At 66.3% G+C, this 25,728-nt stretch carries 29 protein-coding genes; 16 read left to right on the forward strand and 13 right to left on the reverse strand.

Annotated elements, in window-relative coordinates:
* Positions 1-123 precede the first annotated feature (123 nt).
* Positions 124-630 carry a DUF4410 domain-containing protein gene (locus tag EDC31_RS14220; protein ID WP_052512039.1) on the forward strand — a complete coding sequence of 169 codons (507 nt, stop codon included), beginning with the start codon at positions 124-126 and terminating at the stop codon, positions 628-630.
* 280 nt (positions 631-910) lie between these two features.
* A complete protein-coding gene (locus EDC31_RS17795; protein ID WP_158310340.1) occupies positions 911-1,087 on the forward strand; it encodes a hypothetical protein in 177 nt (58 codons plus the stop codon).
* Positions 1,088-1,152: 65 nt separating this feature from the next.
* Here the strand turns inward: EDC31_RS17795 and EDC31_RS14225 are convergent, their stop codons facing one another.
* A complete protein-coding gene (locus tag EDC31_RS14225; protein ID WP_042060216.1) occupies positions 1,153-2,034 on the reverse strand; it encodes an NAD(P)-dependent oxidoreductase in 882 nt (293 codons plus the stop codon).
* Between the two features lie 99 nt (positions 2,035-2,133).
* On the opposite strand from EDC31_RS14225, the gene EDC31_RS14230 reads away from it, so the two are divergent.
* Positions 2,134-2,898: an AraC family transcriptional regulator gene (locus EDC31_RS14230; RefSeq protein ID WP_239641707.1), complete on the forward strand. Its 765-nt coding sequence runs from the start codon at positions 2,134-2,136 to the stop codon at positions 2,896-2,898.
* Here EDC31_RS14230 and EDC31_RS14235 read toward each other — a convergent pair.
* Entirely contained in the window at positions 2,856-3,959 is a 1,104-nt protein-coding gene (locus EDC31_RS14235; RefSeq protein WP_042060214.1) for a saccharopine dehydrogenase family protein, read from the reverse strand. The genes EDC31_RS14230 and EDC31_RS14235 overlap by 43 nt on opposite strands.
* Before the next feature lie 154 nt (positions 3,960-4,113).
* On the opposite strand from EDC31_RS14235, the gene EDC31_RS14240 reads away from it, so the two are divergent.
* From EDC31_RS14240 to EDC31_RS14285, 10 genes are all read left to right on the forward strand, one after another.
* Positions 4,114-4,545 (forward strand): Lrp/AsnC family transcriptional regulator, encoded by a 432-nt coding sequence (locus EDC31_RS14240; RefSeq protein ID WP_042060212.1) that lies wholly within the window; start codon positions 4,114-4,116, stop codon positions 4,543-4,545.
* A 10-nt stretch (positions 4,546-4,555) separates the two neighbouring features.
* The gene (locus EDC31_RS14245) at positions 4,556-5,047 is read left to right on the forward strand and encodes a YbaK/EbsC family protein (protein WP_239641706.1); all 492 of its coding nucleotides are present in this window, start codon (positions 4,556-4,558) and stop codon (positions 5,045-5,047) included.
* Positions 5,048-5,274: 227 nt separating this feature from the next.
* A complete protein-coding gene (locus EDC31_RS14250; RefSeq protein WP_132127127.1) occupies positions 5,275-7,491 on the forward strand; it encodes a hypothetical protein in 2,217 nt (738 codons plus the stop codon).
* A 79-nt stretch (positions 7,492-7,570) separates the two neighbouring features.
* Positions 7,571-8,323 carry a TVP38/TMEM64 family protein gene (locus tag EDC31_RS14255; RefSeq protein WP_132127128.1) on the forward strand — a complete coding sequence of 251 codons (753 nt, stop codon included), beginning with the start codon at positions 7,571-7,573 and terminating at the stop codon, positions 8,321-8,323.
* Positions 8,324-8,454: 131 nt separating this feature from the next.
* Positions 8,455-8,832 carry a response regulator gene (locus tag EDC31_RS14260; RefSeq protein ID WP_042060208.1) on the forward strand — a complete coding sequence of 126 codons (378 nt, stop codon included), beginning with the start codon at positions 8,455-8,457 and terminating at the stop codon, positions 8,830-8,832.
* A gap of 181 nt (positions 8,833-9,013) precedes the next feature.
* Positions 9,014-10,213: an ADP-forming succinate--CoA ligase subunit beta gene (gene sucC / locus EDC31_RS14265; protein WP_042060206.1), complete on the forward strand. Its 1,200-nt coding sequence runs from the start codon at positions 9,014-9,016 to the stop codon at positions 10,211-10,213.
* On the forward strand, positions 10,213-11,091 hold the full coding sequence (gene sucD / locus EDC31_RS14270) for a succinate--CoA ligase subunit alpha (protein WP_042060205.1): 879 nt from the start codon (positions 10,213-10,215) through the stop codon (positions 11,089-11,091). Before sucC ends, sucD begins: the two co-directional genes overlap by 1 nt.
* 236 nt (positions 11,092-11,327) lie before the next feature.
* A complete protein-coding gene (locus tag EDC31_RS14275) occupies positions 11,328-11,879 on the forward strand; it encodes an adenine phosphoribosyltransferase (RefSeq protein ID WP_042060203.1) in 552 nt (183 codons plus the stop codon).
* The gene (locus tag EDC31_RS14280; RefSeq protein WP_042060201.1) at positions 11,876-12,694 is read left to right on the forward strand and encodes a nitroreductase family protein; all 819 of its coding nucleotides are present in this window, start codon (positions 11,876-11,878) and stop codon (positions 12,692-12,694) included. The genes EDC31_RS14275 and EDC31_RS14280 overlap by 4 nt, the downstream gene beginning before the upstream one ends.
* Positions 12,695-13,149: 455 nt before the next feature.
* Complete coding sequence (locus tag EDC31_RS14285; protein WP_042060199.1) at positions 13,150-13,377, forward strand: hypothetical protein; 228 nt, start codon at positions 13,150-13,152, stop codon at positions 13,375-13,377.
* Between the two features lie 54 nt (positions 13,378-13,431).
* Here EDC31_RS14285 and EDC31_RS14290 read toward each other — a convergent pair whose 3' ends face one another.
* The 3 genes from EDC31_RS14290 to EDC31_RS14300 are packed head-to-tail and all read right to left on the reverse strand — an operon-like array spanning position 13,432 to position 16,189.
* Positions 13,432-14,133, reverse strand: coding sequence for a DUF2459 domain-containing protein (locus tag EDC31_RS14290; RefSeq protein WP_081797716.1), 702 nt, complete (start codon positions 14,131-14,133; stop codon positions 13,432-13,434).
* Complete coding sequence (locus tag EDC31_RS14295; RefSeq protein ID WP_081797714.1) at positions 14,082-15,302, reverse strand: YncE family protein; 1,221 nt, start codon at positions 15,300-15,302, stop codon at positions 14,082-14,084. Before EDC31_RS14295 ends, EDC31_RS14290 begins: the two co-directional genes overlap by 52 nt.
* 41 nt (positions 15,303-15,343) lie before the next feature.
* Complete coding sequence (locus EDC31_RS14300; protein ID WP_052512033.1) at positions 15,344-16,189, reverse strand: creatininase family protein; 846 nt, start codon at positions 16,187-16,189, stop codon at positions 15,344-15,346.
* Positions 16,190-16,273: 84 nt separating this feature from the next.
* On the opposite strand from EDC31_RS14300, the gene EDC31_RS14305 reads away from it, so the two are divergent.
* Positions 16,274-16,801, forward strand: a complete 528-nt coding sequence (locus tag EDC31_RS14305) for a DUF2721 domain-containing protein (RefSeq protein WP_042060197.1) — start codon at positions 16,274-16,276, stop codon at positions 16,799-16,801.
* A 212-nt stretch (positions 16,802-17,013) separates the two neighbouring features.
* Positions 17,014-17,145, forward strand: coding sequence for a hypothetical protein (locus tag EDC31_RS18405; protein ID WP_261754056.1), 132 nt, complete (start codon positions 17,014-17,016; stop codon positions 17,143-17,145).
* A 176-nt stretch (positions 17,146-17,321) separates the two neighbouring features.
* Here the strand turns inward: EDC31_RS18405 and EDC31_RS14310 are convergent, their stop codons facing one another.
* From EDC31_RS14310 to EDC31_RS14345, 8 genes are all read right to left on the reverse strand, one after another.
* Entirely contained in the window at positions 17,322-18,974 is a 1,653-nt protein-coding gene (locus EDC31_RS14310) for an ArnT family glycosyltransferase (RefSeq protein WP_042060195.1), read from the reverse strand.
* A gap of 142 nt (positions 18,975-19,116) precedes the next feature.
* A complete protein-coding gene (locus tag EDC31_RS14315) occupies positions 19,117-19,836 on the reverse strand; it encodes a glycosyltransferase family 2 protein (protein WP_042060193.1) in 720 nt (239 codons plus the stop codon).
* A 15-nt stretch (positions 19,837-19,851) separates the two neighbouring features.
* The gene (locus EDC31_RS14320) at positions 19,852-20,379 is read right to left on the reverse strand and encodes a F0F1 ATP synthase subunit B family protein (protein WP_042060192.1); all 528 of its coding nucleotides are present in this window, start codon (positions 20,377-20,379) and stop codon (positions 19,852-19,854) included.
* Positions 20,380-20,391: 12 nt separating this feature from the next.
* Complete coding sequence (locus EDC31_RS14325) at positions 20,392-20,997, reverse strand: F0F1 ATP synthase subunit B family protein (protein ID WP_042060191.1); 606 nt, start codon at positions 20,995-20,997, stop codon at positions 20,392-20,394.
* A gap of 15 nt (positions 20,998-21,012) precedes the next feature.
* Entirely contained in the window at positions 21,013-21,237 is a 225-nt protein-coding gene (locus EDC31_RS14330; protein WP_042060189.1) for an ATP synthase subunit C family protein, read from the reverse strand.
* 53 nt (positions 21,238-21,290) lie between these two features.
* Positions 21,291-22,040 (reverse strand): F0F1 ATP synthase subunit A, encoded by a 750-nt coding sequence (locus EDC31_RS14335; RefSeq protein ID WP_042060187.1) that lies wholly within the window; start codon positions 22,038-22,040, stop codon positions 21,291-21,293.
* A gap of 63 nt (positions 22,041-22,103) precedes the next feature.
* Entirely contained in the window at positions 22,104-22,490 is a 387-nt protein-coding gene (locus EDC31_RS14340; RefSeq protein WP_239641705.1) for an AtpZ/AtpI family protein, read from the reverse strand.
* A gap of 139 nt (positions 22,491-22,629) precedes the next feature.
* A complete protein-coding gene (locus EDC31_RS14345; protein WP_239641704.1) occupies positions 22,630-24,507 on the reverse strand; it encodes a chloride channel protein in 1,878 nt (625 codons plus the stop codon).
* 371 nt (positions 24,508-24,878) lie between these two features.
* Here EDC31_RS14345 and EDC31_RS14350 point away from each other — a divergent pair, with 371 nt between their 5' ends.
* The gene (locus EDC31_RS14350) at positions 24,879-25,682 is read left to right on the forward strand and encodes an alpha/beta fold hydrolase (protein ID WP_042060185.1); all 804 of its coding nucleotides are present in this window, start codon (positions 24,879-24,881) and stop codon (positions 25,680-25,682) included.
* Positions 25,683-25,728 lie beyond the last annotated feature (46 nt).

Consider the following 25,728-nt stretch of genomic DNA (forward strand, 5'->3'; position numbering starts at 1 on the left):
CGAGGCCGAGGCCAACTACTATGCAGCCCTTCAGATCATCAATATGGCTGCGTGACTCAAACCAATTAGCCTCCGGGAAACCCGGGACGCTTCAGCCTGCTGGCGCGCCGCACGCGTCGAACGTTGCTGACGAGCCTTTTTCCCTATTCGCCGGTCATGACGTTCGCCTCGCCGGAAGACAGGGCCGCCTATCTGGTCGGGGTCATGCGGGACGCCCTTGTACACGACCTCTCTGCGCGCGGCATTCATGCCTTGCCGCTGTCAGCCGACGCGCCGATTCCGTCCAGCGGATGGCTTCTAGAAGGCCGATTCCAAGATGTCGATGAAGGCAATCGCGTCGTGCGCACGATGGTCGGCTTCGGTGCGGGCCATACTTCGCTTGCGGTATCATCGACGATCACTCCTTTATCAGGCAATCCACCGAAATCGCTGCCGGTGATGACCCTGGATCTGGCGGCGCGAAGCGGTCAGATACCGGGCGCGCTTGTCGGCTTCAATCCTTATGCCGCGGGAGCCGGATATCTAATTGACGGTTACGATACCAAAATTGATGTCCAACATACAGCGCAACTCATCGCCAAAGAATTGGCCGGCAAGCTTTGGAATAGGGCAAAAGCCAGCACGCTGTAACGTTTTTGACGCGCTCGACAAACGCGCCGCAAGGGCGTCGAGTGACTGTCAAGTGGGACACTCCCCAATGGACAATATCGTAATTGCAAATGCCGACATGCTGCCCGATATCCTCAAGGAAGCGCAGGTCGTCGTGACGATTTCCTGCATGCTGGGATTCCTCCCACTTGGCGGGAAGTGATTCAAGGTTGGTCTTTGAGGTCAACCTGAATAAGCCATGATCCCGACGCCCTGCGTGACGACGAGTGGAAACGCCTGCGCCCTCTGATCCCCCGCGGCCATGCTGAGCGCCGGGGCCTCGGTGCGACAATCGCCGTTTGTGGATGCGCTGCTCTGGATGGCGCACTGGGGCACCGTCCTGCCCGTAAAACCAGAAGTTCCGTTTATCACGGATAGCGTCGGTTATTTTTTAAAAAGTCAAAAACTTTTCCGACTCGGCTGCGGTGTTTCCCGATAAGGCTTCGCAGCCGAACGATCAGAAATCTTTTTTGCTTCCCTTTCTTCAGAAAAGGACGACTTCCTTCAACGCAACCCTGCATCCGCGCGCACGCGCTCGAAGATCGCGACGAAGTCCAGCCCCTCTTCTCCGGCTGCATAGGATTGGAGGAAGCGGTCGCGCAGGAGCGAGGCGGTCGGGAGCGGGACGCGGAAATCTTCTCCGGCTTCGAGGAAAAGGCCGTTATCCTTCAGCCCGATCTCCATGGGGCCACCCGGCGGGTCGTAGGCTTTCTCGACCATCAGCTTCCCGTAATTGCGATGAACGGGGGCGGTATAGAAACTGTTGCTCATCACCTCGAACATCGTGGCGGGAGCGATTCCTCCTTTCTCGCCGAGGGTGAAGACCTCCGCCATCTGCTCGATCGTGGCGAAGATCATGAAGTTGAGGCAGAGCTTGACCAGATTGGCCTGGACCGGGTCGTCGCCCACCACGAAACTCTTCTGGCCGAAAGCGTCCAGCGCGGGAAGGATGCGGGCGCGCAGGGCGTCCGCTGCCGCGAGCACGACGAAGAGTTGCCCGGCCCGCGCGGCCGGCGGACGGCCCAGGACCGTTGCCGAGGCGTAGTGCTGGCCGCGTTCGGCGTGGCCGTCGCGAAGGCGGCGGGCCTGATTGAGCGAGACGGTGGCGCAGCCGACATGCACCGCGTCGGGACCGAGGGCTTCGGCGATGCCGTCCGGGCCGAAACTGGCATGCTGGACGGCGGCGTCGTCGAACAGCATGGTGAAGACGAGTTCGTTGCCCGCCGTGGCCTCTGCGGGCGTGCGCGCGCGCTTCGCCCCGGCGGCGACGAGCGCATCCGCCTTCGCGGCCGTGCGATTATAGACGGTCAGCTCGTGCCCGGCCCTCAGCAGGCACGTGGCCATCGCCTCGCCCATCGCGCCGAGGCCGACAAATCCCAGTTTCATGTCTTTTCTCCTGCGGCGCGTCGGGAGGACGACCGCCGCCAGGAAGTATCGGTCATATCGACGCTGGCGTTCTCTCGCGGAAAAGTCAAAAATCGACTCATGGACGCCAATTCGATGCTGCCCGAAAAGGGCCTGCCGCCGGAAGGGCCATGGATCATGGGCGGACGCACGCGCCAGGAGCGGCGAAGGATACAGACACCGCACTGCCATGAGCGCGGCCAACTTCTCGGCACGGAGCGCGGGGTGTTCGCCGTGCGGACGGAGCGGGCGTTGTGGATGGTCGGGCCGGGACAAGTCCTGTGGATTCCGGCGGGGGTCCTGCATGAGGCGCGGTCGCATGGAGCGTTTGCCGGGTGGAGCCTCTATGTGCGGCGGGAAAGCGGCGATGCGCCGTTCCTGAGTTCCGCCACGCCGCTCTTCACGGCGCTGGCGCGGCGGCTGACCGGCCCGGACTGGTCCACTCATCATGCGCGAATCGCCGAGTTGCTCTGGGCCGAGTTCCTGCTGCTGCCTTCCGCGACGCTGTCCCTGCCCTGGCCGTCTCATCCCGGCCTGCGGCGCGTGACGGAACGGCTGCACGACGCCCCCGAGGACAGGCGGGACCAGAAGGACTGGGCGACGCTGGCGGCGCTGTCTCCACGCGGTTTCGTGCGGCATTTCCGCGCGGAGACGGGGCTGAGCTTCTCAGCCTGGCGTCAGCGCGCGCGGGTTCTGGCGGCGCAGGCACGGCTGGCCGGAGGCGAGAGCGTCACGCAGGCCGCCTATGCGGTCGGGTATGACAGCCTGGGCGCGTTCGCCGCCGCCTTCCGCGCCGCGACGGGCTATTCGCCGCGCGCCTGGGTGGCGCGGTCCGTCTCACGATAGATCTTGCCGAAGCGATTGGCGAGGAAGGCATCAAGGGCGATGTCTTCCTGCCGGACGAAGCCGCGCGTGGGGATACGGCCTTCGGCGAGCAGGTCGAGCACGGCGCAGATGCCGCCCGCCGTCGTCAACTGGATCGCGGTGCGGTGCGCGCCGAGGAAATCCTGGTCCGGGATCGCGCGGGCGAGGGTTTCCTGATGCAGATGGCCGTCCTTCGTGCCCGTCACACTGACGAGGATGACAACGACATCCTGCGTCGTGGTGGGCAGAGCGTGGGTGAAAATGTCGTGCAGGAGGTGGCGGCGTTCGGCGAGGCGGAGATCGGAAAGGAGGACCTTCATGATCGCCGCGTGGCCGGGATAGCGCATGGTGCGGTAGTTGAGTTCGCGCAGGCGGCCCGCATAGGTTTCGCAGAGCGAGCCGAGGCCGCCGGAGGTATTGAACGCTTCGTAGGTCACGCCTTCGACGCCGAGGGTTTCCAGCCCTTCCATGGCGGCGACGACGGTGCGCCGGCCCGCGACGATGGCCTCGCAGGGTTCGATATATTCGTTGATGAGGCCGTCCGTGCTCCAGGTGAGGTTATAGCCCAGCGCGTTGGTGGGGAAGCGCGGGAGCGCGCCGACGCGCAGACGCATGGTGTCGAGCGAGTCGAAGCGGCGGGCAAGATCATGGGCGGCGATGGAGACGAAGCCGGGTGCGAGGCCGCATTGGGGGATGAAGGCGGTGGTCGCGCCCTCGGCCAGGGCGCGCACGTCGCGGGTGGAGGCGACGTCCTCGGTGAGATCGAGATAATGCACCCCCGCCTCGGCGGCGGCGCGGGCGATGCCGCGCGTCAACTGGAAGGGCGCGGCGGAGAGGACGGCGAACTGGTTGGCGAGGAGGGAGGGCGGCAGCGCCGCGGCGATGTCCTGCGCCGTGCGGCGGATGGCGAAGGGGAGGTCCAGCCGGTCCAGCCGCGCGGCGTCGCGATCGACGAGGGTGACGGCGTAATCGCCTGTGGCGTGGAGGAAGGAGGCGATGGTCGCGCCGATCTTGCCCGCGCCGAGAATGGTGACTGGCCGCATGAATGATCTCCGTTTGTCTGCTGCCGGAATGATCGGAGGGCGGGTCGACGGGTCTCAAGCGGCAGAGTGACGGGAGAACGGGAAAGTTTCCGGCGGAGTGACGGATGGGCGGGGCATTTTGATCTCACCCGCGCTTGGGATAATGTGCCCGGCGATGACGGATGATCCGCTGGACAGGGCGTTGCTCGAACTCTTGCGCCGGAATGCGCGGATGCCCGCCGCTCAGCTCGCCCGGCGGCTGGGCCTCTCGCGCACGACCTTGCAGGGGCGGATCGAACGGCTGGAGCGGCAGGGGGCGATTCTCGGCTATACCGTGGTGGAGCCGGGGCGGTCCGACGCGGTGCGCGCTCTCGTGATGATCACGCTGTCGCCGCGGCGGGCGGCCCAGGTGGAACGGGATTTGCGGTCGGTGCCGGGGTTGCGGGAACTGCATGCGGTCAGCGGGCCGTCGGATCTGGTGGCAATGCTCGGGGCGGAGACGCCAGAGGCGCTGGACCGGGCGATCGACGCCATCGGCGCGGTGGAAGGGGTGGAGCGGACGCATTCGGCGATGATTCTCTCCACCAAGGTTGCGACACGGAAATAGGGGGCGGGACATGGAGACTGGCACTGATGACGGGATGACGCCCGCGACGGCCGTGCTGGAGCGGGAGGGAATCGCCTTCAGCCTGCATGCGCATGATTACGATCCCGGGGCGGCGGCCAAGGGGCTTCAGGCGGCGGATGCGTTGGGCGTGCCGCCGGAAGAGGTGTTCAAGACGCTGATGGTCCTGGTGGACAGGACGAGGCCGGGCTGCGTCATCGTTCCCGCGCCGATGCGGCTGAAGCTGGCGGCCGTGGCGAAGCTGCTGGGCGGAAAATCGGCGGCGATGATGGCGCCCGCGGAGGCGGAGCGGATGACCGGCTACCAGACCGGCGGGATCAGCCCGTTCGGGCAGAAAACAGCCGTGCCGGTTCTGCTGGATTCCCGGGCGCTGGCGTTGGGGGCGATCTACGTCAATGCGGGGCGGCGGGGGACGCAATGCCGCGTCGAGGCGGCGGCCGTGGCGGAGCGGTTCGGCTGGATCGTGGCGGAGGTGGCGGCGTGAGGGCGACAGGGGTCTTGCCGCCGGACGCGCATTATGGCACAATGCCAATATCCTCATCCGTCCGCGCGCCCGGCACATTACCGGATGAGTTTCCATGAATTTTTATCTGATCCGCCTGATTATACAGAAACCGTCGGTCTCCGACGGTTTTTTTATTTCTGTTCCGCTCAGGCAAGCTGGAGCATCCTGCATTGAATTATTTTTCACGTCTTGCGCTCTGGATTTCCATGTTCTGGACGTCCGCGCTCTGTTCGCCGCCCGTTCTGGCGACCCCTGTCCCTGAATTCCCTGAAATGTACCGGACCACCGACGGAAGCTTGCAGCGCGTCCGGATCGTGACCCCCCTGAACGGCCAGCACAGCCCGTTCATCACGCAATACCGGGACAATACGGGACAATGGAGGCCGGCGATCGTCGTTCAGGACAGTTGCGGACTGGATGTGACGGGTGCGCCCGTGGCCTGCGATTACCTCCGGCAATCGCAGGTCAATGCGCCGTCCGGCGTCGCGGGGCTGGATGCGAACGGGATCGTGACGGAGCCCGTCATGTCCCAGACGATTCTCGCGAATCGCGTTTATACGGCGCCGGATGGAACGTCCGTCACGCTCCCGACGGTTTCTCTCGCGGGAACGGCCGCCTACTCCACGTTTTTCACCCTGGGAGCCGAATCCGTCGCGTTCGGCGGCCAGACGGATGCGGCCGGAACGGTGGGCAACACGGCGCTGACCATCGTCGGCAGGCCGTACGGGAACTATAATGCCGGATGCACCCTGTGCGTGTTCTCCACGGCGAGTTCGCTCGGGGGCGGGGCCGCTCAGGCGGCGCTGTCGGGGATCGACTACAGGACCGGCGCGCCCGCCATAGCGAACGGCGACGCGGCTGCCGCGGGTTTCTATCAATATGACGAGGTCAGCGACGCGAGGATCGTGGCCCAGGCCAGCGCCTTCACGGCGACGACCGTCACCCTGTCCACCCCCATGACGGACGAGCAGATGGCGACGCTGCATCCGGGCATGTATGTGGCCACCAACGTCATCGATCCCTCCGTGGCGACGACGGACAGTTATGGCGTTCCCTCGGAAAATGCGTATTGGGGCTATATCCAGTCCTGGACGCCGACGACCCTCACCGTTTATGGCTGGGCCGTTCTGGGCGCGGGCAATGCCGCCGCCGGTCAAATCCCCGATGTCACGCATCTCGACACGACGAAATCGACCTATACCATGCCGATGGTCTTCGTCGGCGCGCCCGGCAAGATATGGTCGAAAAACACCTATGTCGTCATGGACGGCAACAAGATCTACGGGGCGAACGCGACGGCGCGCGCCAATAATTACGAGCGGGAGGAGCTGGATTTCAGGGCGGCCAATTTCACGAACGCCAATTCACTCACCTACCATGGATGGACCACGTCGTTCCAGTGCATCCCCTGCGCCTCCGGCGCGGCCAGTGCGGACAGCTACGCCTATCTGGTCAACGGTCCCGGGCTGCCGAAGGCGTATGTGGCGCAGCTCTACGGTTCCGGCCTGGAATATTCCGGATACAGCACATGGTTGCCGAGCAACGGATCGCCTTCCGCGCAAGGCGGCAATCATATCATGTTCGACTTCGCATCCGCTCTTTCCACGGGCAACACGCTTCATTTCGGAGCGAAGGTCTACAAGGATCTGGCCGATTCCTCGAATTGGGCCAACTGGGACGTCCGCCTGGGGCTGAACGTTGACGGCACACGCGCGCAGGATGTCTTCTCCGGCGGTTCCGACATGGCGCAACTCGCATGGAACTACGAGGGCGCAGGCGGAACGCTCTGTGTCCTGACGCCCGGCTATATGGGCGCCGACCCCAACGCCTGCTTCAACGACGACGGCAGCACGACGATCTATGGAAGCCTCACCTCGAAGGGCGCCGCGACGTTCGACGCCCCTCTTGCGAACGTCTGGGAAACCAGCGCGGCGGCTCTTTCCGCCGAAACCTCCTCGGGCACGGCGAGCGGACAGGGAACGCTCTCACTGTGGAATACGGTGAAAGCGGGCGGAGCCAGTTCCGAATACGTCAATGTCGACCCGGGGACGAGCGGCGGCTTCTCGTGGTATGAACTGACGACGGGCGCGGCCCTTGACGCCGGAACACAACTGGCCTTCCTGAACGGGGACGGTCTGACCGTGAGCGGCAACATCGTGGCGGGCAAGGGCAAGTCCGTCGAGTTGCAGGACAGCAACGGAAGTGTCGGATACACCTATCTGAACACCAATGGCTGGGTCACCACGGCCTCGTCAAGCGGCGGGTTCATAGGCTATTCCGCGCCTGCCTTCAGGGAGACGCTCACCACGCCCTCGTCGTCCTCCGCGCCTTGCACGGCGGGGCAGTTCACGGACGATTCCAATTATCACTATGTCTGCGTCGCCGCGAACACGTGGAAGCGCGTCGCGCTGAGTTCGTTCTGAACCGGAGCGGGGCGGCGCGGGCTTCCGGCGGGAGGGCCCGCCTGATACGAGTTCAAACGTGTCCTTCGGAGCGCCTGTCGTGCCTGCCTCTTCCTTTCCCCCTGCCCCCCGTCTCGTTTCCGTCCGGACACTCGGACGCATGGGCATGACGTTCGGCGTGATCGCGGTGCTGGCGCTGCTGATGCGGCATGTCGCGCCGGGAACGGCGCTGCTCGCGCGGGCGGCGGGATGGCGGACGGAGGCGCTGGCACCGCTCTGGTTCCTGCTGGCGGGGATTCCCTATTGCGCGGTCGGATTGCCGCGCCAGGCGATGTGCCTCGCGGCGGGACTGGTCTTCGGTGCGGCGGAAGGGCTGGGACTGGCCATGACCGTGACGGGTCTGGGCAGCGCGCTGGGATATCTCGGGATCGGGCGGCTGGGCGGCGCGACGCTGCGCGGCGCGGTGCGGCGGCGCTTCACGGGGCGTCTGGCGGTGATCGGGAGGGCGCTGGCGCTCTCGCCCTTCCAGGCGGTGCTGGTGTTGCGGCTCATGCCGGTGGGGTCCGCGCTACTGGTGACGGCGGCGGCCGCGCTGGCGGAGGTGCCGCTCGCGCCGTTCCTGTCCGCCACGATTCTGGGGTCGGCGCCGCAGAATCTCGTCTTCGTGCTGATGGGAGCGGGGACGCGGATCGGCCACGGGAGCCAGATCGCGCTCGGATTAGGGTTGTTCGTGCTCTCGACCGCACTGGGAGTGGCGCTGATGCGGCGGGCGATGCGGCTGGAATGGAGTCCGGCGGTGGCGGCGGATGTGCAGCCCGGACCAGACCGGGGAGAAACCGTCACCGACATATAGCCGTCATGTCGGAATTTCGGGCGAGTCCCTGTCTGCTCCTGGCAGATTCAGCGGTCATGGACAGTTTCATTTCTTGGCAAGTAAGGCCGAACACAGCAGAATTGGATTCGCGCGAACCGGGAGGGGCGGACATGACGCAGGTGCTGCTGGTGGAGGATGACGACGCCGTGGCGTTGATCGTCGAGGCCGTTCTGGCGGGCTCGGGCCGGGCAGTGCGGCGCGTGTCCGGCGCGGGCGCGGCGCGGGAGGCGGCACGGGAAGCGGCTCCGGCGGTTCTGGTCGCCGATCTCAACTTGCCGGACGGAGAGGATGGCGTCACGCTCGCCCGGGCCCTGCGGACCGAATGGCCGGATTTGCCGGTGGTTCTGATCTCCGGGGCGTTCGAAGGGGGAGAGGGCACGTCAGGAACGGCGACGGCCGAGGTGCCGGGCGGTGTCTGTCTGGCCAAGCCGTTCCGGCGCGCGGCGCTGTTGGCGGCGATCGACGCGGCGGAGCGCTGGCGCGGTTAAGGCGATCCTCCGAAGGACGCGGAGGCGGCGGACTCGGGCGTCACCGAGGGCGCGACGAAATTTTCCGCCGGATTTTTTTAAATTCCCACAATAATTTTCCAAAAATCACATAAGTACGTGTTGTTCACACGGACGTCATCGGTTAAGCGATGGCGTGGCTTGTCGGCCTTGGGACCAACAGATGAACATTCACGAATATCAGGCGAAGGACCTCCTGCGATCCTTCGGCGTTCCCGTGCCTCCTGGCGTCGCGGTCGGCTCTCCGGCCGAAGCGCGCGAGGCGGCGCGTCAACTCGATTCCGGCGTGGTCGTCGTCAAGGCGCAGATCCACGCGGGCGGCCGCGGCGCCGGGCGCTATGTCGGCGAACCGGCATGTGGCGGCGTGCGGCTGGTCAAGACGCCGGAGGACGCGCAGCACGCGGCGTTCGAGATGCTTGACCGCGTTCTCGTCACCAAGCAGACGGGCCCCGAGGGGCGTCTGGTGCGCAAGCTCTATATCGAGGCGGGCTCGGCGATCGAGCACGAATACTACCTCTCGATCCTGCTCGACCGCGAGGCGCGCCGAATCGTCATCGTCGCCTCCAGCGAAGGCGGGATGAGCATCGAGGACGTGGCGGCCGAGAAGCCGGAGAGCATCCATAAATCCTGGATCGATCCGACGATCGGCCTGTCCGATCACCAGTCGCGCGATCTGGCCGTGAAGCTCGGCTTCACCGGCAAGCAGATCGCCGCCTTCGCCGCGATCGTCCGCTCGGCCTATACGGCCTTCACGACGCTGGACGCCTCGCTGCTCGAGGTCAATCCGCTGGCCCTGACGAAGGACGGCGCGCTCGTGGTGCTCGACGCCAAGATGAGCTTCGACGAGAACGGCCTGTTCCGTCACGCGAATGTGCGCGCGCTGCGCGATCCCGACGAAGAAGACCCCCGCGAGCAGGAAGCCGCGCGGTTCGGCCTGTCCTATGTCGGGCTCGACGGCACGATCGGCTGCATGGTCAACGGCGCGGGCCTGGCCATGGCGACGATGGACATCATCAACTCCGAGGGCGAATCCCCGGCCAACTTCCTCGACGTGGGCGGCGGCGCCTCGCGCGAGAAGGTGGCGGCGGCGTTCCGCATCCTGCTGGCCGATCCGAATGTCGAGGGCGTCCTCGTCAACATCTTCGGCGGCATCATGCGCTGCGACATCATCGCCGAGGCGGTGGTGAGCGCCAGCCGCGAGGTCGGGCTGCATGTGCCGCTGGTGGTGCGCCTGGCCGGGACGAATGTCGAGGAAGGCATGGCGTTGATCGAGAATTCGGGTCTGGACGTGACCGTGGCGTCCGACCTTGCGGATGCGGCGCGCAAGATCGTCGCGGCCGTGCGCGCGCGGAGGGCTGCATAATGGCGATTCTGGTCGATGAGGGCACGCGCGTCCTCGTTCAGGGCATCACGGGGTCGCAAGGCTCGTTTCATGCCGGGCAGTGCCTCGCCTACGGCACGAAGATCAGCGGCGGCGTGACGCCCGGTCGCGGCGGGCAGACGCATCTTGGCCTGCCGGTCTGGGACACGGTCGAGCAGGCCGTGGCGGCCAGTCCGGTCGATGCGACGATGATCTACGTGCCGCCGGCCGGCGCGGCCGATGCGATTCTCGAAGCCATCGCGGCGGAGATCAAGCTGATCATCTGCATCACGGAGGGCATTCCCGTGCAGGACATGCTGCGCGTGCGCGTGGCGCTGGACCGTTCGGAGTCCATTCTGATCGGGCCGAACTGCCCGGGCGTCATCACGCCGGATGCCTGCAAGATCGGCATCATGCCCGGCCCGATCCATCGTCGCGGCTCGGTCGGCATCGTGTCGCGTTCCGGCACGCTGACCTATGAGGCGGTGGCGCAGACCACGGCGCTCGGCATGGGGCAGAGCACCAGCGTCGGCATCGGCGGCGATCCGATCAAGGGTCTCGATTTCATCGACGTGCTGGAGCGTTTCCTTGCCGATCCGGAGACGGAATCGATCATCATGATCGGCGAGATCGGCGGGTCGTCGGAAGTCGACGCGGCCTATTTCCTGCGCGATCACAAGATCCGCAAGCCGGTCGTCGCGCTGGTGGCGGGTGCGACCGCGCCGCCGGGACGCCGCATGGGCCATGCGGGCGCCGTCATTTCCGGCGGCAACGACACGGCGGCGGCGAAGATGGATATCCTGCGTTCCGCCGGCGTCCGCATCGCCCCTTCCCCCGCCGCGCTCGGCACCACTCTGGAAGCGCTGCTGAAGGGCGCGTGATCCGGTCCGCGCGTGTCGGGCCCCGCCCGCACGCGCGAGGAGCCGCAGCTTTCCGGGCCTCGCTTGGTCAAACCCAGGGCCTTCCAAAGGGTGCCCCCCTTTGACGGATGCAGGGCTCAGCCCTGCATCGGACCCCTTCCCCACGACACGATTCCGCGACCCGGAGATTGCAACCGGCGCGCGGAATGGTTACAGCCGGTGGGATTTGTCTCCATCATATACGGATTGCGCAGACCATGACGGCCAGCACGACGCCCGGCGATCAGGCGGAATTCGATCTCAAGCGGCATATCCGTGAGGTTCCGGATTTTCCCAAGCCGGGCATTCTTTTCTACGACATCTCGACATTGTTGCGAAACGCGGATGCGTGGCAGGTCGCGACGGGGCGAATCGCGCGCGTCGTGGCCGGGTGGCAGCCGGATCTTCTCGCCGGAATCGAGAGCCGGGGCTTCCTGACCGCCGCGCCGCTGGCGCAGCGTCTGGGCCTGGGCTTCGTCATGCTCCGCAAGCCGGGCAAGCTGCCGGGCGAGACGATCTCGCTGAGCTATGGGCTCGAATACGGGCAGGACACGCTGCATATCCAGGCCGACGCGATCCGCCCCGGCCAGCGCGTCGTGGTGCTGGACGATCTTCTCGCCACCGGCGGCACGCTGGCCGCGTCGGTTGCACTGTTGCGGAAGGCCGGGGCGGAGGTCGTCGGCTGTTCGGTCATGATCGAACTCGAAGGGCTCGGCGGCCGAGATAGGCTTGACGTCCCCCTCCATACGCTGATGCATTATCCGGCATGAACGCCGACTCCGCCGCGCTGCTGCGCGCCCGCTATCGCCGCGAGAAGCTGCCCTCCATCGCCGAGTCGCCGGTCATCCGGACGCTGATGGCGCACCGTTCCGTACGCGCCTACCTGCCCGATCCGCTGCCGGAAGGCGCGCTGGAGGCGGCGATCGCCGCGGCACAATCGGCGGCGACCTCCAGCAACCTGCAATGCTGGAGCGTGGTGGCGGTGGAGGATGCGGCGCGCAAGGCGCGGCTGGCGGAACTCTGCGGCCATCAGAAACATATCGTGGAAGCGCCGCTCTTCCTCGCCTGGATCGCCGATCTGTCCCGGCTGGAGCGGATCGCCGAGGCACAGGATTCGGGGCGGGAGAGCCTCGATTATCTCGAAATGTTCATGGTCGCGCTCATCGACACGGCGCTGGCGGCGCAGAACGCGGTCGCGGCTTTCGAGAGTCTGGGGCTGGGCACCGTCTATATCGGCGGGCTGCGGAACCATCCGGTCGAGGTGGCGAAGGAACTGCATCTGCCGCCACTTTCCGTGGGCGCGTTCGGCCTCTGTGTCGGCGCTCCCGATCCCGCGCATCCGGCGGACATCAAGCCGCGCCTGCCCCAGGCGGCGGTGTTGCATCGCGAGCATTATGACGCCGCGCGGGAGGCGGAACTGATCGCGCAATATGATGCGGACGCCAACCAGTTCCAGATCGAGCAGGGCCTGCCGGAGCGGGCCTGGTCCTCGACCATGGCGCGTCGCATCGCCGGGCTGCGGGGCCTGAGCGGGCGCGACGTGATGCGCGCGGCGCTGGAAACACTTGGATTCGCGCTGAAATAGCGGCACTCTTTATATGGTTTCGCAACCGTGACGGAGTCTGTTTCGATGTGCCTGCGCCTCCTTCTGCCGCTTCTTCTCGGTCTCGCCGCATGCAGTTCCAGCAGCGGCGACGGTTCGTCCCCGCCTAAAACGAACGGTACGGTGGTGCTGCCGCCACACAGCAACGCGGTGTGTCAGGACGGATCGCAGCCACCCTGCCCCTGAGCGGGGTCTTTGCCGTGCGTGCAAGAAAGATAAACCGCCCTCAACCAGACTGCGAGGCTCCCGACACAGCTCCGCAGCCAACTGATCAAAGTCTTTTTGCTTCTTTTTCTTCAGAAGTAGACGACCCGCTTTGGAGCTCACCATCGACATAAACTGCTTTTAAACGGGCTCAGATGGTCGGGAAATTCTATATTCTTCTTGGTTGCCGCGTCGTCGAACTGCATTAAGGGCGCCTCGCTTGGGAGACAGTCATGCCGAAAGAGCTTGGTAACGTCGAGACAAAGCTGCAAGCCATGTCCTACGTTTTGCTTTGCATTTTGCAAAGGCTTGATGAGGCACAGCCCCGGCTCATAACGGACGTCCTGAATGGCGTAAGAGCGGATCAGGAGGCTTCACTCGCGCAGTCTCCCGTCGCCCAGCCAATTTTCGACGAAGCCATAAGGTTCCTGGAGCGCGCCAACCGGCGGAAAGGAATTTAGCATCCGCCCCGTATAGCAAGATCAAGCATCAGAAAAAGAAGAGTCCCCCAACGATCAGTTCCGGCAAAGGGGCGGAAGACGCGCGTGCAGGCGGCCGGTTGTTTGCGAGGCGAGGATGACGCCCTCGGGCGGGAGGGCCGGGATCGCCGAATGAAGCAGGGAACAGCTCCAGCGGTTGCAGTCATGCGTCAAAGTGTAGCGCGAGCGGGCGGCGTAAAAGAGGCTCACACGCCCCTCGCCCGTATTGGTCAGATGCGGATGGCCGGACGGATCAAGCACGAAATCGGCCCAGATCGCGCGGGTGAGCCGGTCCATGGCGGCGGGGGCGAGGGGAATCGCCGTGACCTGTCCGGGAGCGTAGGCGCGGTCCGGGGCGACGTTGAGCGCCATTGTCTGGATAACGGCGCGACCCGGCAGCGGCGCGAGAATATAGGCGGAAAGATCGTCCGCCCTCGCCGTAAAGAAGGTCCGCTTGCCGTACCCGAACAGCACGACCGCCGCGCCCGGATAGACGGTCCGGAACCAGCCGATCGGCCCACGCAGGGCAGCGGCGGGAACGCCGATTTCCGTATGCCAGCCGGTGGTCAGGAGCCACGCCGTCTCGTGGTCCGGACCGGGTTTCAGACAGGCGGCGGGCGGAGCGGCGCAGGCGGAAAGGACGAGAAGAAGCGGGAGGGCGCGCAGCCGGCGTGGCGCGCGCGGGATCAGCGCATGATCCCGGTATGGCCGATACTGTAGCGCCCCGGCTGCGGCCAGACGGCGAGGCCGTGCGGCTCCGCGCCGACGGGGATGATCTTCATGGCGCCCGTGGCCGTGTCGATGGCGTAGACCACGTCGTCGAACCGGCCGGAGAGCCAGAGCAGCTTCCCGTCGGCCGAGACATTGCCCATGTCGGGGCTGCCGCCGCCGGGGATCGGCCAGGTCCTGACCACGCGATCCGTCGCGAAATCCACCACTGACACCGAGCCGGGGCCGTGACGCCCGCCGTGAACCTTGTGAGAGCCGCGATTGGCGACATAGAGATATTTCCCGTCGCGGCTCGGATATTCGCCATGCGTGCCGATACCCGTCGGGATGAAGCCGATCTCGCGGAAGCTGTCGCCGTCGATGACGAACACGCCATCGGCCAGCATGTCGGCGACGTAGAATTTCCGGCCGTCCGGGGAGGTCAGGACGTCCTGCGGCATGCCGCCCTTCGAGAGCTTCAGCATCCCGAGAATCTGGCGGTTCACCGTGTCGATCTTGGCGAGATAGCCGCCGAATTCGCAGGTGAAGATGGCGTAGCGTCCGTCGATGGAAAACGCGGCGTGGTTGATGCCGCGGCAGCCCTTGACCTCCAGCGAGCCGTTCGGCGCCATGCTGTGCGGATCGCGGAAATCCAGCCGCTCATGCGCTTCGGCGACGACGATCGCGTTTTTGCCGTCCGGGGTGAAATACATGTTGTAGGGGTCGTCCACCGTGACGGGTGCGCCGGGCTTGCCGGTGGCGGGGTCGATGGGGGTGAGGCTGCCGTCGGTGCGGCCTTCGGCGTTGTTCGTCACCCAGAGCGTGCGCAGATCCCAACTCGGCACGACGTGCTGCGGGCTGCGGCCGACGGGAAACGTGTCGATCACCTTGAAGGTCGCGGGGTCGATCACCGTCACCGAATTGCCGCGCAGGTTGGGCACGTAGATCCGCGCGGGATCGTTGGCGATGACGGGAGAGATGCGACCGGCCGCGGCCTCGCTGTAGATGTTCGTCGGATCGATGACCGGGGGCATGCCGGGGATCGTCCGGACGGCCTCGGGAGCCGTGGCGGCGGAGGTCGCCGGGGTGGGAAGAGCGTCCTGCGCGCGGGCGGAACCGGCGAGGACGACCGATGCGGCTGTGTAGAAGAGCGCGGTCGTACAGAGAGCGGCGGTAAGAAGGCGGAACTGCGAAATCATGTCTGCTCCACAAAGAACTGGCCGGATAACCCGTTTCACGCTCAGGGCGCGCGGCGGATGGCCTCCACCGCGGCCTCGACCTGCATGTCCGTGCCGATCCGCCCCAGCGCGGCCGTCGCCGGGCGCGGATCGCCACCGTAAACGCCCTGATCCGGCCCCGGAAGAGGGGCCGAGCGCAGAGCGTCCTGCCGGACCATCGACGGATCGACGGCCAGCATCAGCGCAGTGTCGCTGAGATCGGCGTGTTTGCCGAGAGCGGCGCCGAGGCCGCGGGCGCGCAACGCATCGGCGTAGCGCGTGGCGATCACGTCATAATAAGGCGCGACGTACAGCGCATGGGCCGTGCCTTTCCATTTGTGATCGAGTTTTTCGGCCACCGCCTTGAGGGAGGTCAAATATCCCCCGTGATCGCCGATAAAGACGACGCGGCGGAAGCCCTGCACGCGGAAGCTCTCGGCGGCGCCTTCCAGCAGGCCGGTGAAGACGGCGGGCGGGATGGAGATGGTGCCGGGGAAGCGCATATGGGAGGTGCGCGGGCTGGTGCCACCTTCGGGAACATAGGCGATGACCGGGGCGACGAGCGTATGGCCGAGCCGCCGGGCGATGCGGTCGGCCAGAGCGGCGACGCGGATATTGTGCTTGCCGACGGCGATATAGGGGCCGCTCTGTTCCGTTCCGCCGACCGGGATCAGGATCGTGTCGTCACCCGCGCGAATCGCGGCGGCGATTTCCGTCCAGGTCAGCCGCGCGAATTCGACCGTATCGGACGGCGGTCCCGACGACGGCTGGGCCGCCGCTCCGGAGACGCCCGTCCCGGATATGGTCATGATCGCCGTCGCGAACACGGCGGGGACGAGGCGGCGAACGGCGGACGGCAGGTGACACATGATCAGCCGTTCTCTAAAGCTTCCGTGATCTGCGCACCAGAGGGGGTCTGCACACCGGAGGGGCGCCAGGGGAGAAGAGAAGAAATGTCCGTTCCGCCGTTTTCAGGGTATCCCTTCCTGCAACCGGACCCGATCGACAGTGTCGCCCATGTCATCCAGACCGCGCTGACGCCGGTTTTCATGCTGTCGGGCATCGGCACGCTGCTCAACCTGTTCAATACGCGCCTCGCCCGCGTCTCGGACCATCTGGATGATGTGCGCAAGCAACAGCGGGAGCAGCAGGCGGACGGGCCGCAGGAGGATGGGCCGCAGGAGGACACCGCTCGTCTGGCGACGAGAAGCAGGCGGTTGCGGCGGCGGATCATCGCGCTGGACACCGCCATCATTTTCGGCGGCATCGGCGGAGCGCTGACCTGCGGCGCGGCTCTGGCGCTGTTTCTCGGCTCGCTGCGGGACAGCCATACGGCGGCGCTGCTGATTTTTCTCTTCGGCATGGCCCTGTCCTGCGTGGTCGCGGCGCTCGCCGCCTTCCTCGGCGATACGCTGCTGGCCTGGCATGCGGTCCATCGCGAGGGTCTTTTCTTCCGAATCAAGGCGGAGACAACGCAATAATCGCAACGCCCTTCCCTGGATCAGGCTTATTTTTCATCCCACACATGAAGTATTCGCTCCGGGCAGGGCAGAGTTGCGCTCCGGAACATGCGGGGAACGCAGGTCAGACCAGCATTCCATCCAGTTGTTTCATGGCTTCGGAAGAGGCATCTCCCGCTCCGCCATTCACGCCGGCGGCTTTCTTGCGGCCGGCTGACCCAGGAGATATCGTCATGACCAGTCTTGCCCTTCACGCTTTCCTTTCCCATCCCGTGCAGTCACTGTCCGAGCTTTCGATGCTGGCCTTCGTGCCGGTGATCGGTGCCCTGCTCGTCGCGACGTTCGCCGCCGACCGTACCGCCTGATTTCGGGGCCGCAGGAAAGCGACTTCGTCTTTTTCTGACGAAGACGTCAGTAGCCCGAGTGTTTTGACGACGGAACCTCGCAGGAAGGCTCCGGCGCGAAGTCACGAAAGTTTTTTGGTTCTTTTCTTCGAAAAAAGACCAACGCCCCGTTTCGGCTTCATGCCTGACGCCGTGCATTACGGCTTGGTGGCGGCGAACAACCCCAGATTCAGCATGTGGCCGTTGGAATAGTTCAACCCCGCCACGCGGCCATACTCGACGAGCCTGCGCCCGCGCGCGGCCAACGCCGCACGCAGAGCGGGCTCATCGCGCTGATCGGCCAGGACCAGCGTGCAGTTGCCGTGATCGCGCAGGAGATCGGCGGCGGCGGGAATGGTGGGGAAGCGCGTGTTCGAGCCCGCGAGGAAGGCAAGGCTCGGTTCGGAATAGGACACGGAAAGCAGCGTGCTGTCCTCGCAAGGGCGATAGTCGTCGAACAATGCCGCGGCACGCGGCGCAAGCTGGATCACGGTCAGATCGGGAATGACGCCCAGGAACAGACCGGCATGAATCATCACCGCCGCGGCGATCACCGCCAGCGCGGCATGCAGGCGTTCCCCGCGCAGCAACAGGCGGATCGAGAACAGCATGGCCGGGAGCGCGCCGATCGCGGCGATCACCGCGACGGGCGACAGGCGATGTTCGAAGCGCCAGAGCAATGCCGGGCCGACGAGGCAGAATGCCAGACCGAGCGCCGCCCAGACCACGCCATAGGCGGTCATCAGCGCCCGCGCCCAGGCCGCCTGCGGACGCAGGAGCGTCCAACGGGTCAGCGAGGCGGCGGTGAGGATGGCGATGGCCGGATAGGTCGGCAGCACGTAATGCGGCAGTTTGGTCGCGATGGCCTCGAAGACCAGCCAGTGCGGCACGATCCAGCACAGCAGGAATCGCACGCCCGGCTCGGCGCGCCGCAGCCAGATCGCCGGCAGGGCGAGCACGGTGAAGAGCGCGCCGGGCCAGAAGGAGAGGATGAACACGCCGAGATAATAGCCCGGCGCCATGCCGTGCGCCTGCTGGCCATGCCCGATCTTGCCGAGGAAATTCGTGCCGACCGCACGATGGAAGAAATCACCATGGCTCACGACGTAGATGGCGACACACCACGGCAGGACGATGGCAAGGGTGATCAGCCAGCCCCAGACGGGGCGGAGGCGCCTCCACCACCCCGCCTGCCGCTCCACCGCGAGCAAGGCCAGCGGCGTGCCGAATGCGGGAATCAGCACCACCGGCCCCTTGAGCATCAGCCCGCAGCCGAGGGCGATCCAGTAGAGCAGCGCGGTACGGACGGGTGTAGGGCGATTGGACTGCCGGTCCTGAAACGCCGAGAGCAACGCTGCTTCCACCAGCAGGATATCGAGCAGCAGGACGGTGTCGATCGTCGCCATCCGCCCTTCGGCGGTCATGAGCGTCGAAACGCCCAGCAACGCCCCGGCGAGCAGCCCGGTCGCGCCGCCGAAAAGCGACGCGCCGATCCACGCCGTCAGCGTGACGGCCAGGGTGACGCCGATCAGGCTGGGGATGCGATACGGCCATGCCGTATGGCGATCACGCGGGCCGCCGAACAGCGCCTCGGCCCCGGCTTCGAGCCAGTAGATTCCGGCGGGCTGGAGATAGCGCGGCTGGTCGAGGAAGCGGACATCGACAAAATCGCCGCTTTCCAGCATCTGCGCCGAGGCTTCCATGTAGCGCGGCTCGTCGCGATCCAGCGGCGGCAAGCTCATGCGGCCGGTCAGGAAGAGGCAGAACGTGACGAACGCCAGAGCGGCGTAATGTCGCCAGGTCAGGCGCATCGGATGTCTTCTCTCCTGAAGCCCCCACACCGTCCGGAGGCCGTTCCAAGCATTGGCCGCGCCAGCGTAAAGGGCAGCTTCCTAGTCAATATGCCCCGAATTGCAAGCCTCGCCCGCCCCCGGGCCATGCCGCGCGTCGGAGTCAACGCTCGGTGATGCGCTGCGCGAGATGAGTGCGGTTGAGGAGCCACATCACACCCATCAGGTCACGGATGCCGACGATGGCGCGGTTGAGGTTCGTGTATTTCGACTGTCCGTGCAGCCGGGCACGGTGACGGGTCTCGACGCAGATCAGCGGCGCGCCATAATGACCCAGCAGCGCGGGCAGAAAGCGATGCACGCCTTCGAACTGGGGTATCCGCAGGAAAGCGGCACGAGCGAACAGCTTCATCGGCGCGCCGGTATCCGGACAGCCATCGTTCAACAGGCGGCGACGCAGGCCGTTGGCGATGCGCGTGGCGATGCGGCGCGAGAGACGATCGTTGCGTTTCAGCCGCACGCCGACCACCAACGGCGCAGGCCCGGCCGCCGCCTCGGCGCGGGCGAGCATCTCGATGATGATTTCGGGATTGTCCTGCCCGTCTCCGTCCAGCGTGGCGATCCACCGACCCCGCGCGGCTTCGATGCCGTTGCGCAGCGCGGCGGATTTGCCGAGACGGCGATCATGGCTGAGAACGCGCAGATCGGGCAGGAAGCGCGCCCGCGCCTCTTCGAGCCGGGTCACGGTCGCGTCCGTGCTGCCGTCATCCACCACGACGATTTCCGTCTTCGGCAGGCGCGGCAGGACGGCGGCGAGTTCCTCGCAGACCGGGAGAATATTCTCCGCCTCGTTGAGGACGGCGATGACGATCGAAAGATGCAAGGCGCTGCGCGCGCCTCAGGCCGCGTTGATGGCGCCGGGCCCAGCCTCGTTCGCGGCGCGCAACGCCCCGGGAAGAGCGTCGAGCGAGCGGTCCACGAGGGTCGAGGCGGCCTCCCCGTTCTCGGCGAGATGATGGGCGACGACCTCGCGCACGGCGGCGGCGGCGGCTTCGATGGCCTGTTTGCGCACGTCCTGCACGGCCGCGCGCTCGGAGGCGGCGATGCGGTCACGGGCCATCTGCTCGCGCCGGGTGGCAATGGCCTCGGCGTCGCGCCGGGCGGTTTCGCCGATGAGGGCGGCTTCCTGGCGCGAATGCTCGATCATGGCCTGCGCCTCCGCGAGGGCCTGTTCGCGTTCCCGCGTGGCATCCTCCAGTATCTGCTCGGCCTGGCGGCGCAGCTCGGCGGCCTCGGCGAGTTCCTGACGGGCGCTCTGGGCGTGCGCGTCGAGCTGGGTGACGATCGCCGTCCACAACTTGCGTCCGAACAGGATGAAGAAGATGACGAACGCGATCGCGACGTAGAAGCGTTGATCGTGAAGCATGACGCGTCTCCTTCAGGCGGCCTTGGAGAGGGATGTGCGCACGGCGGCGGAGAGCGTCTCGTCGCCGACCTGCGTGCCCGCGGGGGCGAGCAGCTTGCTCGCGAGCGGGCGGGCGATCTCTGTCGCGATCTCGGGCAGGCGGGCGAGCGCCTCCTGACGGGAAGCGGTGATCCGCTCCTCGGCCTTGGCGATGTCGGCCGCGAGGCGCTGGTTCATTTCATGCGCCTGCCGCTCCGCGGCCCGTCGGGCCTCCTGCACCACCTGGTCGATATTGGCTTGCGCCTGCGCCGCGGCGTCGTGACGGGCGCGGCGCAACTCGTCCACGGCGCGGTCCGCCTCGTCACGGGCACGATGCGCCACCTCGAGATCGCTTTCGATGCATTGGCGACGGGCGGCCAGCACGCTCGCGACGCGCGGCAGAGCCGACCGACTCAGAATAACGTAGAAAACCAAGAAGATGACGGCGCCCCAGACGACCTGCCAGAGCAGATAGGGGTTGCCGAAATCGAGCTGCGGCATGGTCTCCGCACACGCAACCCCCGGCGTCAGGCCGAGAACGGGCCCGAACGCGCGGAGCGCGGTCAGCGGGGCGGCCGGTTTGCGGGGGGATGCGGGCATGGAGGGAACTCCCGATCAGACGAACAGGATCAGGAAGGCGATCAGCAGGGCGTAGAGCGCCACGGCTTCCGTCAGGGCGAAACCGAGCATGCCGATGCCGAACACGTGGGAGCGGGAGGCCGGGTTGCGGGCGATCGAGCTCACGAGCGTCGAGAAGATGTTGCCGATCCCGACGCCGACGCCGGCGAGAGCGATGACAGCGATGCCGGCGCCGATTTCCTTAGCAGCGGAGACGTCCATGATAAGTTCCTTGAGCTTGGTTCAGAGGTAAGGGAATGCGCTCGACGCGGCCCTCAATGGGCCACCGCCTCGCGCAGATAGATGCAGGTGAGGATGGCGAAGACGTAGGCCTGAAGGACGCCCACCAGCAATTCGAGCGCCGTCAGCGCGACGTTGAGGGCGATCGGGGCGACGGCGAGGACGGAACCCAGCATGCCCAGACCGGCCAGCATGATCGTGAAGCCGGCAAACACCTCGAGCAGCACGTGACCGGCCATCATATTGGCGAAAAGTCGGATCGACAGGCTGACGGGGCGGGAAAGGAAGGAGAGGATCTCGATCGGGACCAGCAGCGGCGCGAGAAGGATCGGAACGCCCTCCGGCATGAAATGCGCGAAGAAATGCAGGCCCTGGTAGCGCAGCGATACGAGGATGGAGATGATGAACACCGCCGCCGCCATTGCGCAGGTGACGACGATATGACTGGTGAAGGTGAAGGAGTAGGGCACCAGACCGATATAGTTGCCCGCCAGGATGAAGAAGAAGATGGCGAAGATGAAGGGGAAAAAGGTCGTGCCCTTCGGCCCGATCGTATCGACGGCCATCTGGTGGATGAAGTCGTATCCCAGTTCGGCGGCGGCCTGGAGCCGGCCCGGCACAACGGCGCGGGGACGCATGCCCACGAAAAGGAACGCCAGGACGAGGAGGGCGGCGGCGGCCATGTAGACGGGAGACTGGCTGAGATGCAGCGCCGCTCCCATGCTGCCGAGCACCGGATGCAGCTCGAACTGGCTGAACGCGTCAATCTTCGATCCGGACTCCAAAATCGGCTCTCCCGCTAACGCCTGCGCCCATCTTCCGCGCCCCTGCCCGAACGGGCAGCGGCCTCACGACCCCCGTTTCCCCCGCTTGCCTCTGGAAGCCCCGCCATCCACCATGGTCCTGCCGACCACGCGCCAGACGTTGAGCATCCCGGCGGCCGCGCCGAGAAGCGAGAACAGGATCAGGAACAGCGCGCGATAGCCAAGCCAGTAATCCAGCGCCCAGCCCAGCCCCACGCCGACGGCGAGACCGGAGACGAGCTCGGTCCCGAGGCGCAGGGCCAGACCCAGCGCGGAATAATCCTGCGCCGATCCCGTGGGCGATACGTCGCCGCCATCCTCGTACCTGCCCTCTTCGGCCAACCGGGCTTCGGCGGCGGCCAGCCGCGCGTCGAACTCCCGCTTGTCACGATCAGGAGCAGGCGTGTCGCGATGGTCGTCCCGCACGCTCACAATCCCTTTTCCCGCCCTGCCGTCCGAACCGGAAGACAGGGGTGTCGGCGCTTGCTACTCATCTGCCCTCACACTGTCAACGTGCGACGAAACGTTATTCGCACATTATGGCCTGTAACGTGGCCGATTCGCCAACGTTTCATTTCCCCGCCTCTTCTCCGTCCCGCCGCCCTGCACGCCGCATGCCGGGACCGAAAGCGAAAGTCCGGCGCGCGGCGCGGGTTTCACCCGCCAGCTCCCGGCGTGTCCGGTCCAGTTCCTCGGCATAGCGGCGCAGGGCGTACTGCTCCGTCAGCAGGCCGATCACGCGGCGCGACTCGCGGCTCTCCGCCACGGCGAGCGCGTCGGCCTCAGCCCGTTCCAGCAGGGCGATCGCGTCGCGGACGTTCATGTCCGGGAGGAGCATGTCGTCCTGATGGATGGCCAGATCCGAAACCGGAGCGTCGGAATCGTGCTCCACGGCATGCAGCTCGGCGACGGTGACGAGCCCGGCATACGCGCCGTCCTCCGACGTCAGGACGAGGCATTGCGTCGGATCGAGCGGGTAAAGCCGCCGCGCCGCGCCGATGGACAGATCGGGGCGGAGGGTTTTCACCTCGCGCCGCATCATGCGCGCCACGTTCAGCGCCCGCATCCAGCTCACATCCACGGCGGAGCGGATCGATTCGCCGCGCAGGTGGAAGCGCCATGTGGCGAAGGCGTAACCGAAGAACCGCCGCACGGTCAGAAGCGAAACGACGCTGGCCAGCAGCACGTCACCACTCACCGCAACATCGCCCGTCATTTCCAGCGAGAGGCAGATCATGGTCATGGGGCTGCCGATAACCGCCACGGCCATGGCGCTCATCCCGATCAGGGCGCAGGAGGCGGAGGACAGCGCCTGTTCGCCCGCGAGAGACAGGAGACCGCCCAGGATATTTCCCGCCAGCGTGCCGAGATAGAGCGAGGCGAAGAACAGGCCGCCGCGGAATCCGGAGCCGATGGAGACGCAGGACGCGGCGATCTTGAGGCCCAGCAGCAGCGTGGCGTATCCCAGCCCCCAGTCATTGTCGAAGACCAGCCGCATCGCCGCGTGCCCCGCCGACAGCACGCTCGGCGTGTAGATGGCAAGGGCGCCGACGAGCACCCCCCCGACGGCGGGGCGCAGCAGAGGCGGCAGGGGCAGACGGCCGAAGACACGCTCGGTCGCGGCCACGCCCTTCATGATGCTGATGGCCAGCAGTGCCGTGGGCAGGGCGATCAGTGTCGCGTCGGCCCAGCCATGGGCGTGGGCGAGCACGGTCAGCGGATCTCCGCCCGGGATGCTGACCGCCGGGGAAATGGCCCCGAACCGGCGCGTGACCGCCACCGCGCACCAGGCGGCGAGCGCCACTGGCGCGACATTGACGAGGGAGTAGGAGCCGATCACCACTTCGAAGGCGTAGAACGCGCCGGCGACCGGAGCGCCGAAGGCCGCGCCGATCGCCCCGCCCGCCCCGCAGCCGACCAGCACGCGCATGTCCTCGCGCCGGACGCGGAAAATGCGCCCGGCCCTTGAACCAAAGGCGGCCGCGATCTGGCTGAACCCGGCTTCCAGGCCGATCGACGCGCCGCCGCCATTGGAGATCAGCGTCTGCCCGGCCACGACGAGACTGTCCCGCACCGACATACGGCCGCCATGGAGCGCGTTCGCCTCGATGGGATCGACCGGGCGGTTGCGGGCGGAACTGCCCTGGGTGAGACGGGCGAGCAGCAGGCCGAACGCGCCGAGCACCAGCCCGCCGATGATCGGTCCGGCGAGTGCGCGCAGGGGCGGAAGGGTGGAGAGGCCGGAGAGTTGGCCCTCCCCCTCCAGCCCGAAGATGACCCGGTGCAGAAGCATCGCGCCGCGCGTCATGGCCACCACGCAGATTCCGGCCAGCAGCCCGACAAACGCCGCGAGCGCGGTCAGCCAGACCTCGTCAGCGCGGATCAGGGCGCGCAGGAGGCGCGGGGCCTGGGTGACGCGACGCAGCTTCAGCAGAGCCGACGCGGGCAAGTGCGAGGCTTGATCATGAGCACGATCGGGCGGAGGCGACACGCGACAATCTCCCGGCGAGGAGGGAAACGCCACAGAAGGGTCAGGATGCGTCACGCGTCAACCGACGTGACGGAACGGTCTCGCCACAGCTTGCGTTTCGGTCCCGGTCGCCGTTGCCGGGGCCTGGCCTCATGACGATCCCAGCGCGGAGCACAATCCGTCTGATCGTTTGGCAACAATGTCTCACGCAGAGCTTCTCCGGCCAGGACGAAAACGTTTTTCCGGTTCTTTTTTCCGAAAAAGACCAGTACGAACCCCGGCGATGCTCCAACGTCCGGCTTCAGCTTCACGACGCCAGGACAATAGGGGCGAACGGGAGGAGACGCGGCATGCAGCTTCATGTCATCGAACAGGGGCCGGAGCGATCGTCGGGGAAACTGCCGGTGGTGTTCCTGCACGGGCTGTTCGGACGGGCGCGGAATTTCGGCGCGCTCCAGCGGCGGGTGGCGGCGGATCGTCGCACGCTCGCGCTCGATCTGCGCAATCATGGCGGCAGCCCGCACGGGATGATGACCTATGACCTCATGGCGGAGGACGTGCGTGAGACCCTGGCCGCCCGTGACGCCCTGCCCGCTCTTGTGATCGGCCATTCCATGGGCGGCAAGACGGCGATGAGACTCGCGCTGGCGCATCCCGAGACAGTGGCCGGGCTGCTGGTGGCGGATATCGCGCCCACGCCGCGCCCCTTCAGCCAGGACGGGCTGGTCGCGGCGCTTCGGGGCGTGCGTTTTCCGGCGCGGCTCGATCTGCGCGAGGCAAAAGCCCTGCTGGCGGAGGCGATTCCCGACGCGGCCGTGCGGGAGTTGATGGCGCAGAATCTCCGTCTCGGCGACGATCCGGGCTGGGCCATCGGGCTGGAGGAGATCGCGGCCTCCCTCCCCACCCTCTATGACTGGCCCGAACGATCTGCAGCGCGGTACGACGGGCCGACGCTCTTTGTGCGGGGCGGGCGCTCCGATTATGTGCGCGACGATGATCTGCCGGCGATCCGGCGGTTTTTCCCCGCCGCGCGCATCGAGACCATCCCGGAGGCGGGACACTGGGTTCACGTCGAGGCTCCGGAACGCTTCGCCGCGCTGATGCTTGACTTCATTGCCGACGTGGCGGACGAAGATCGGGCAGGCACGCCGTGAAACCCGATCCCGGCCTCACGCGTGGGCGCGGCGGCGAGCGGGAATG

This window comes from Acidomonas methanolica (assembly GCF_004346035.1).
Classification (GTDB): Bacteria; Pseudomonadota; Alphaproteobacteria; order Acetobacterales; family Acetobacteraceae; genus Acidomonas; species Acidomonas methanolica.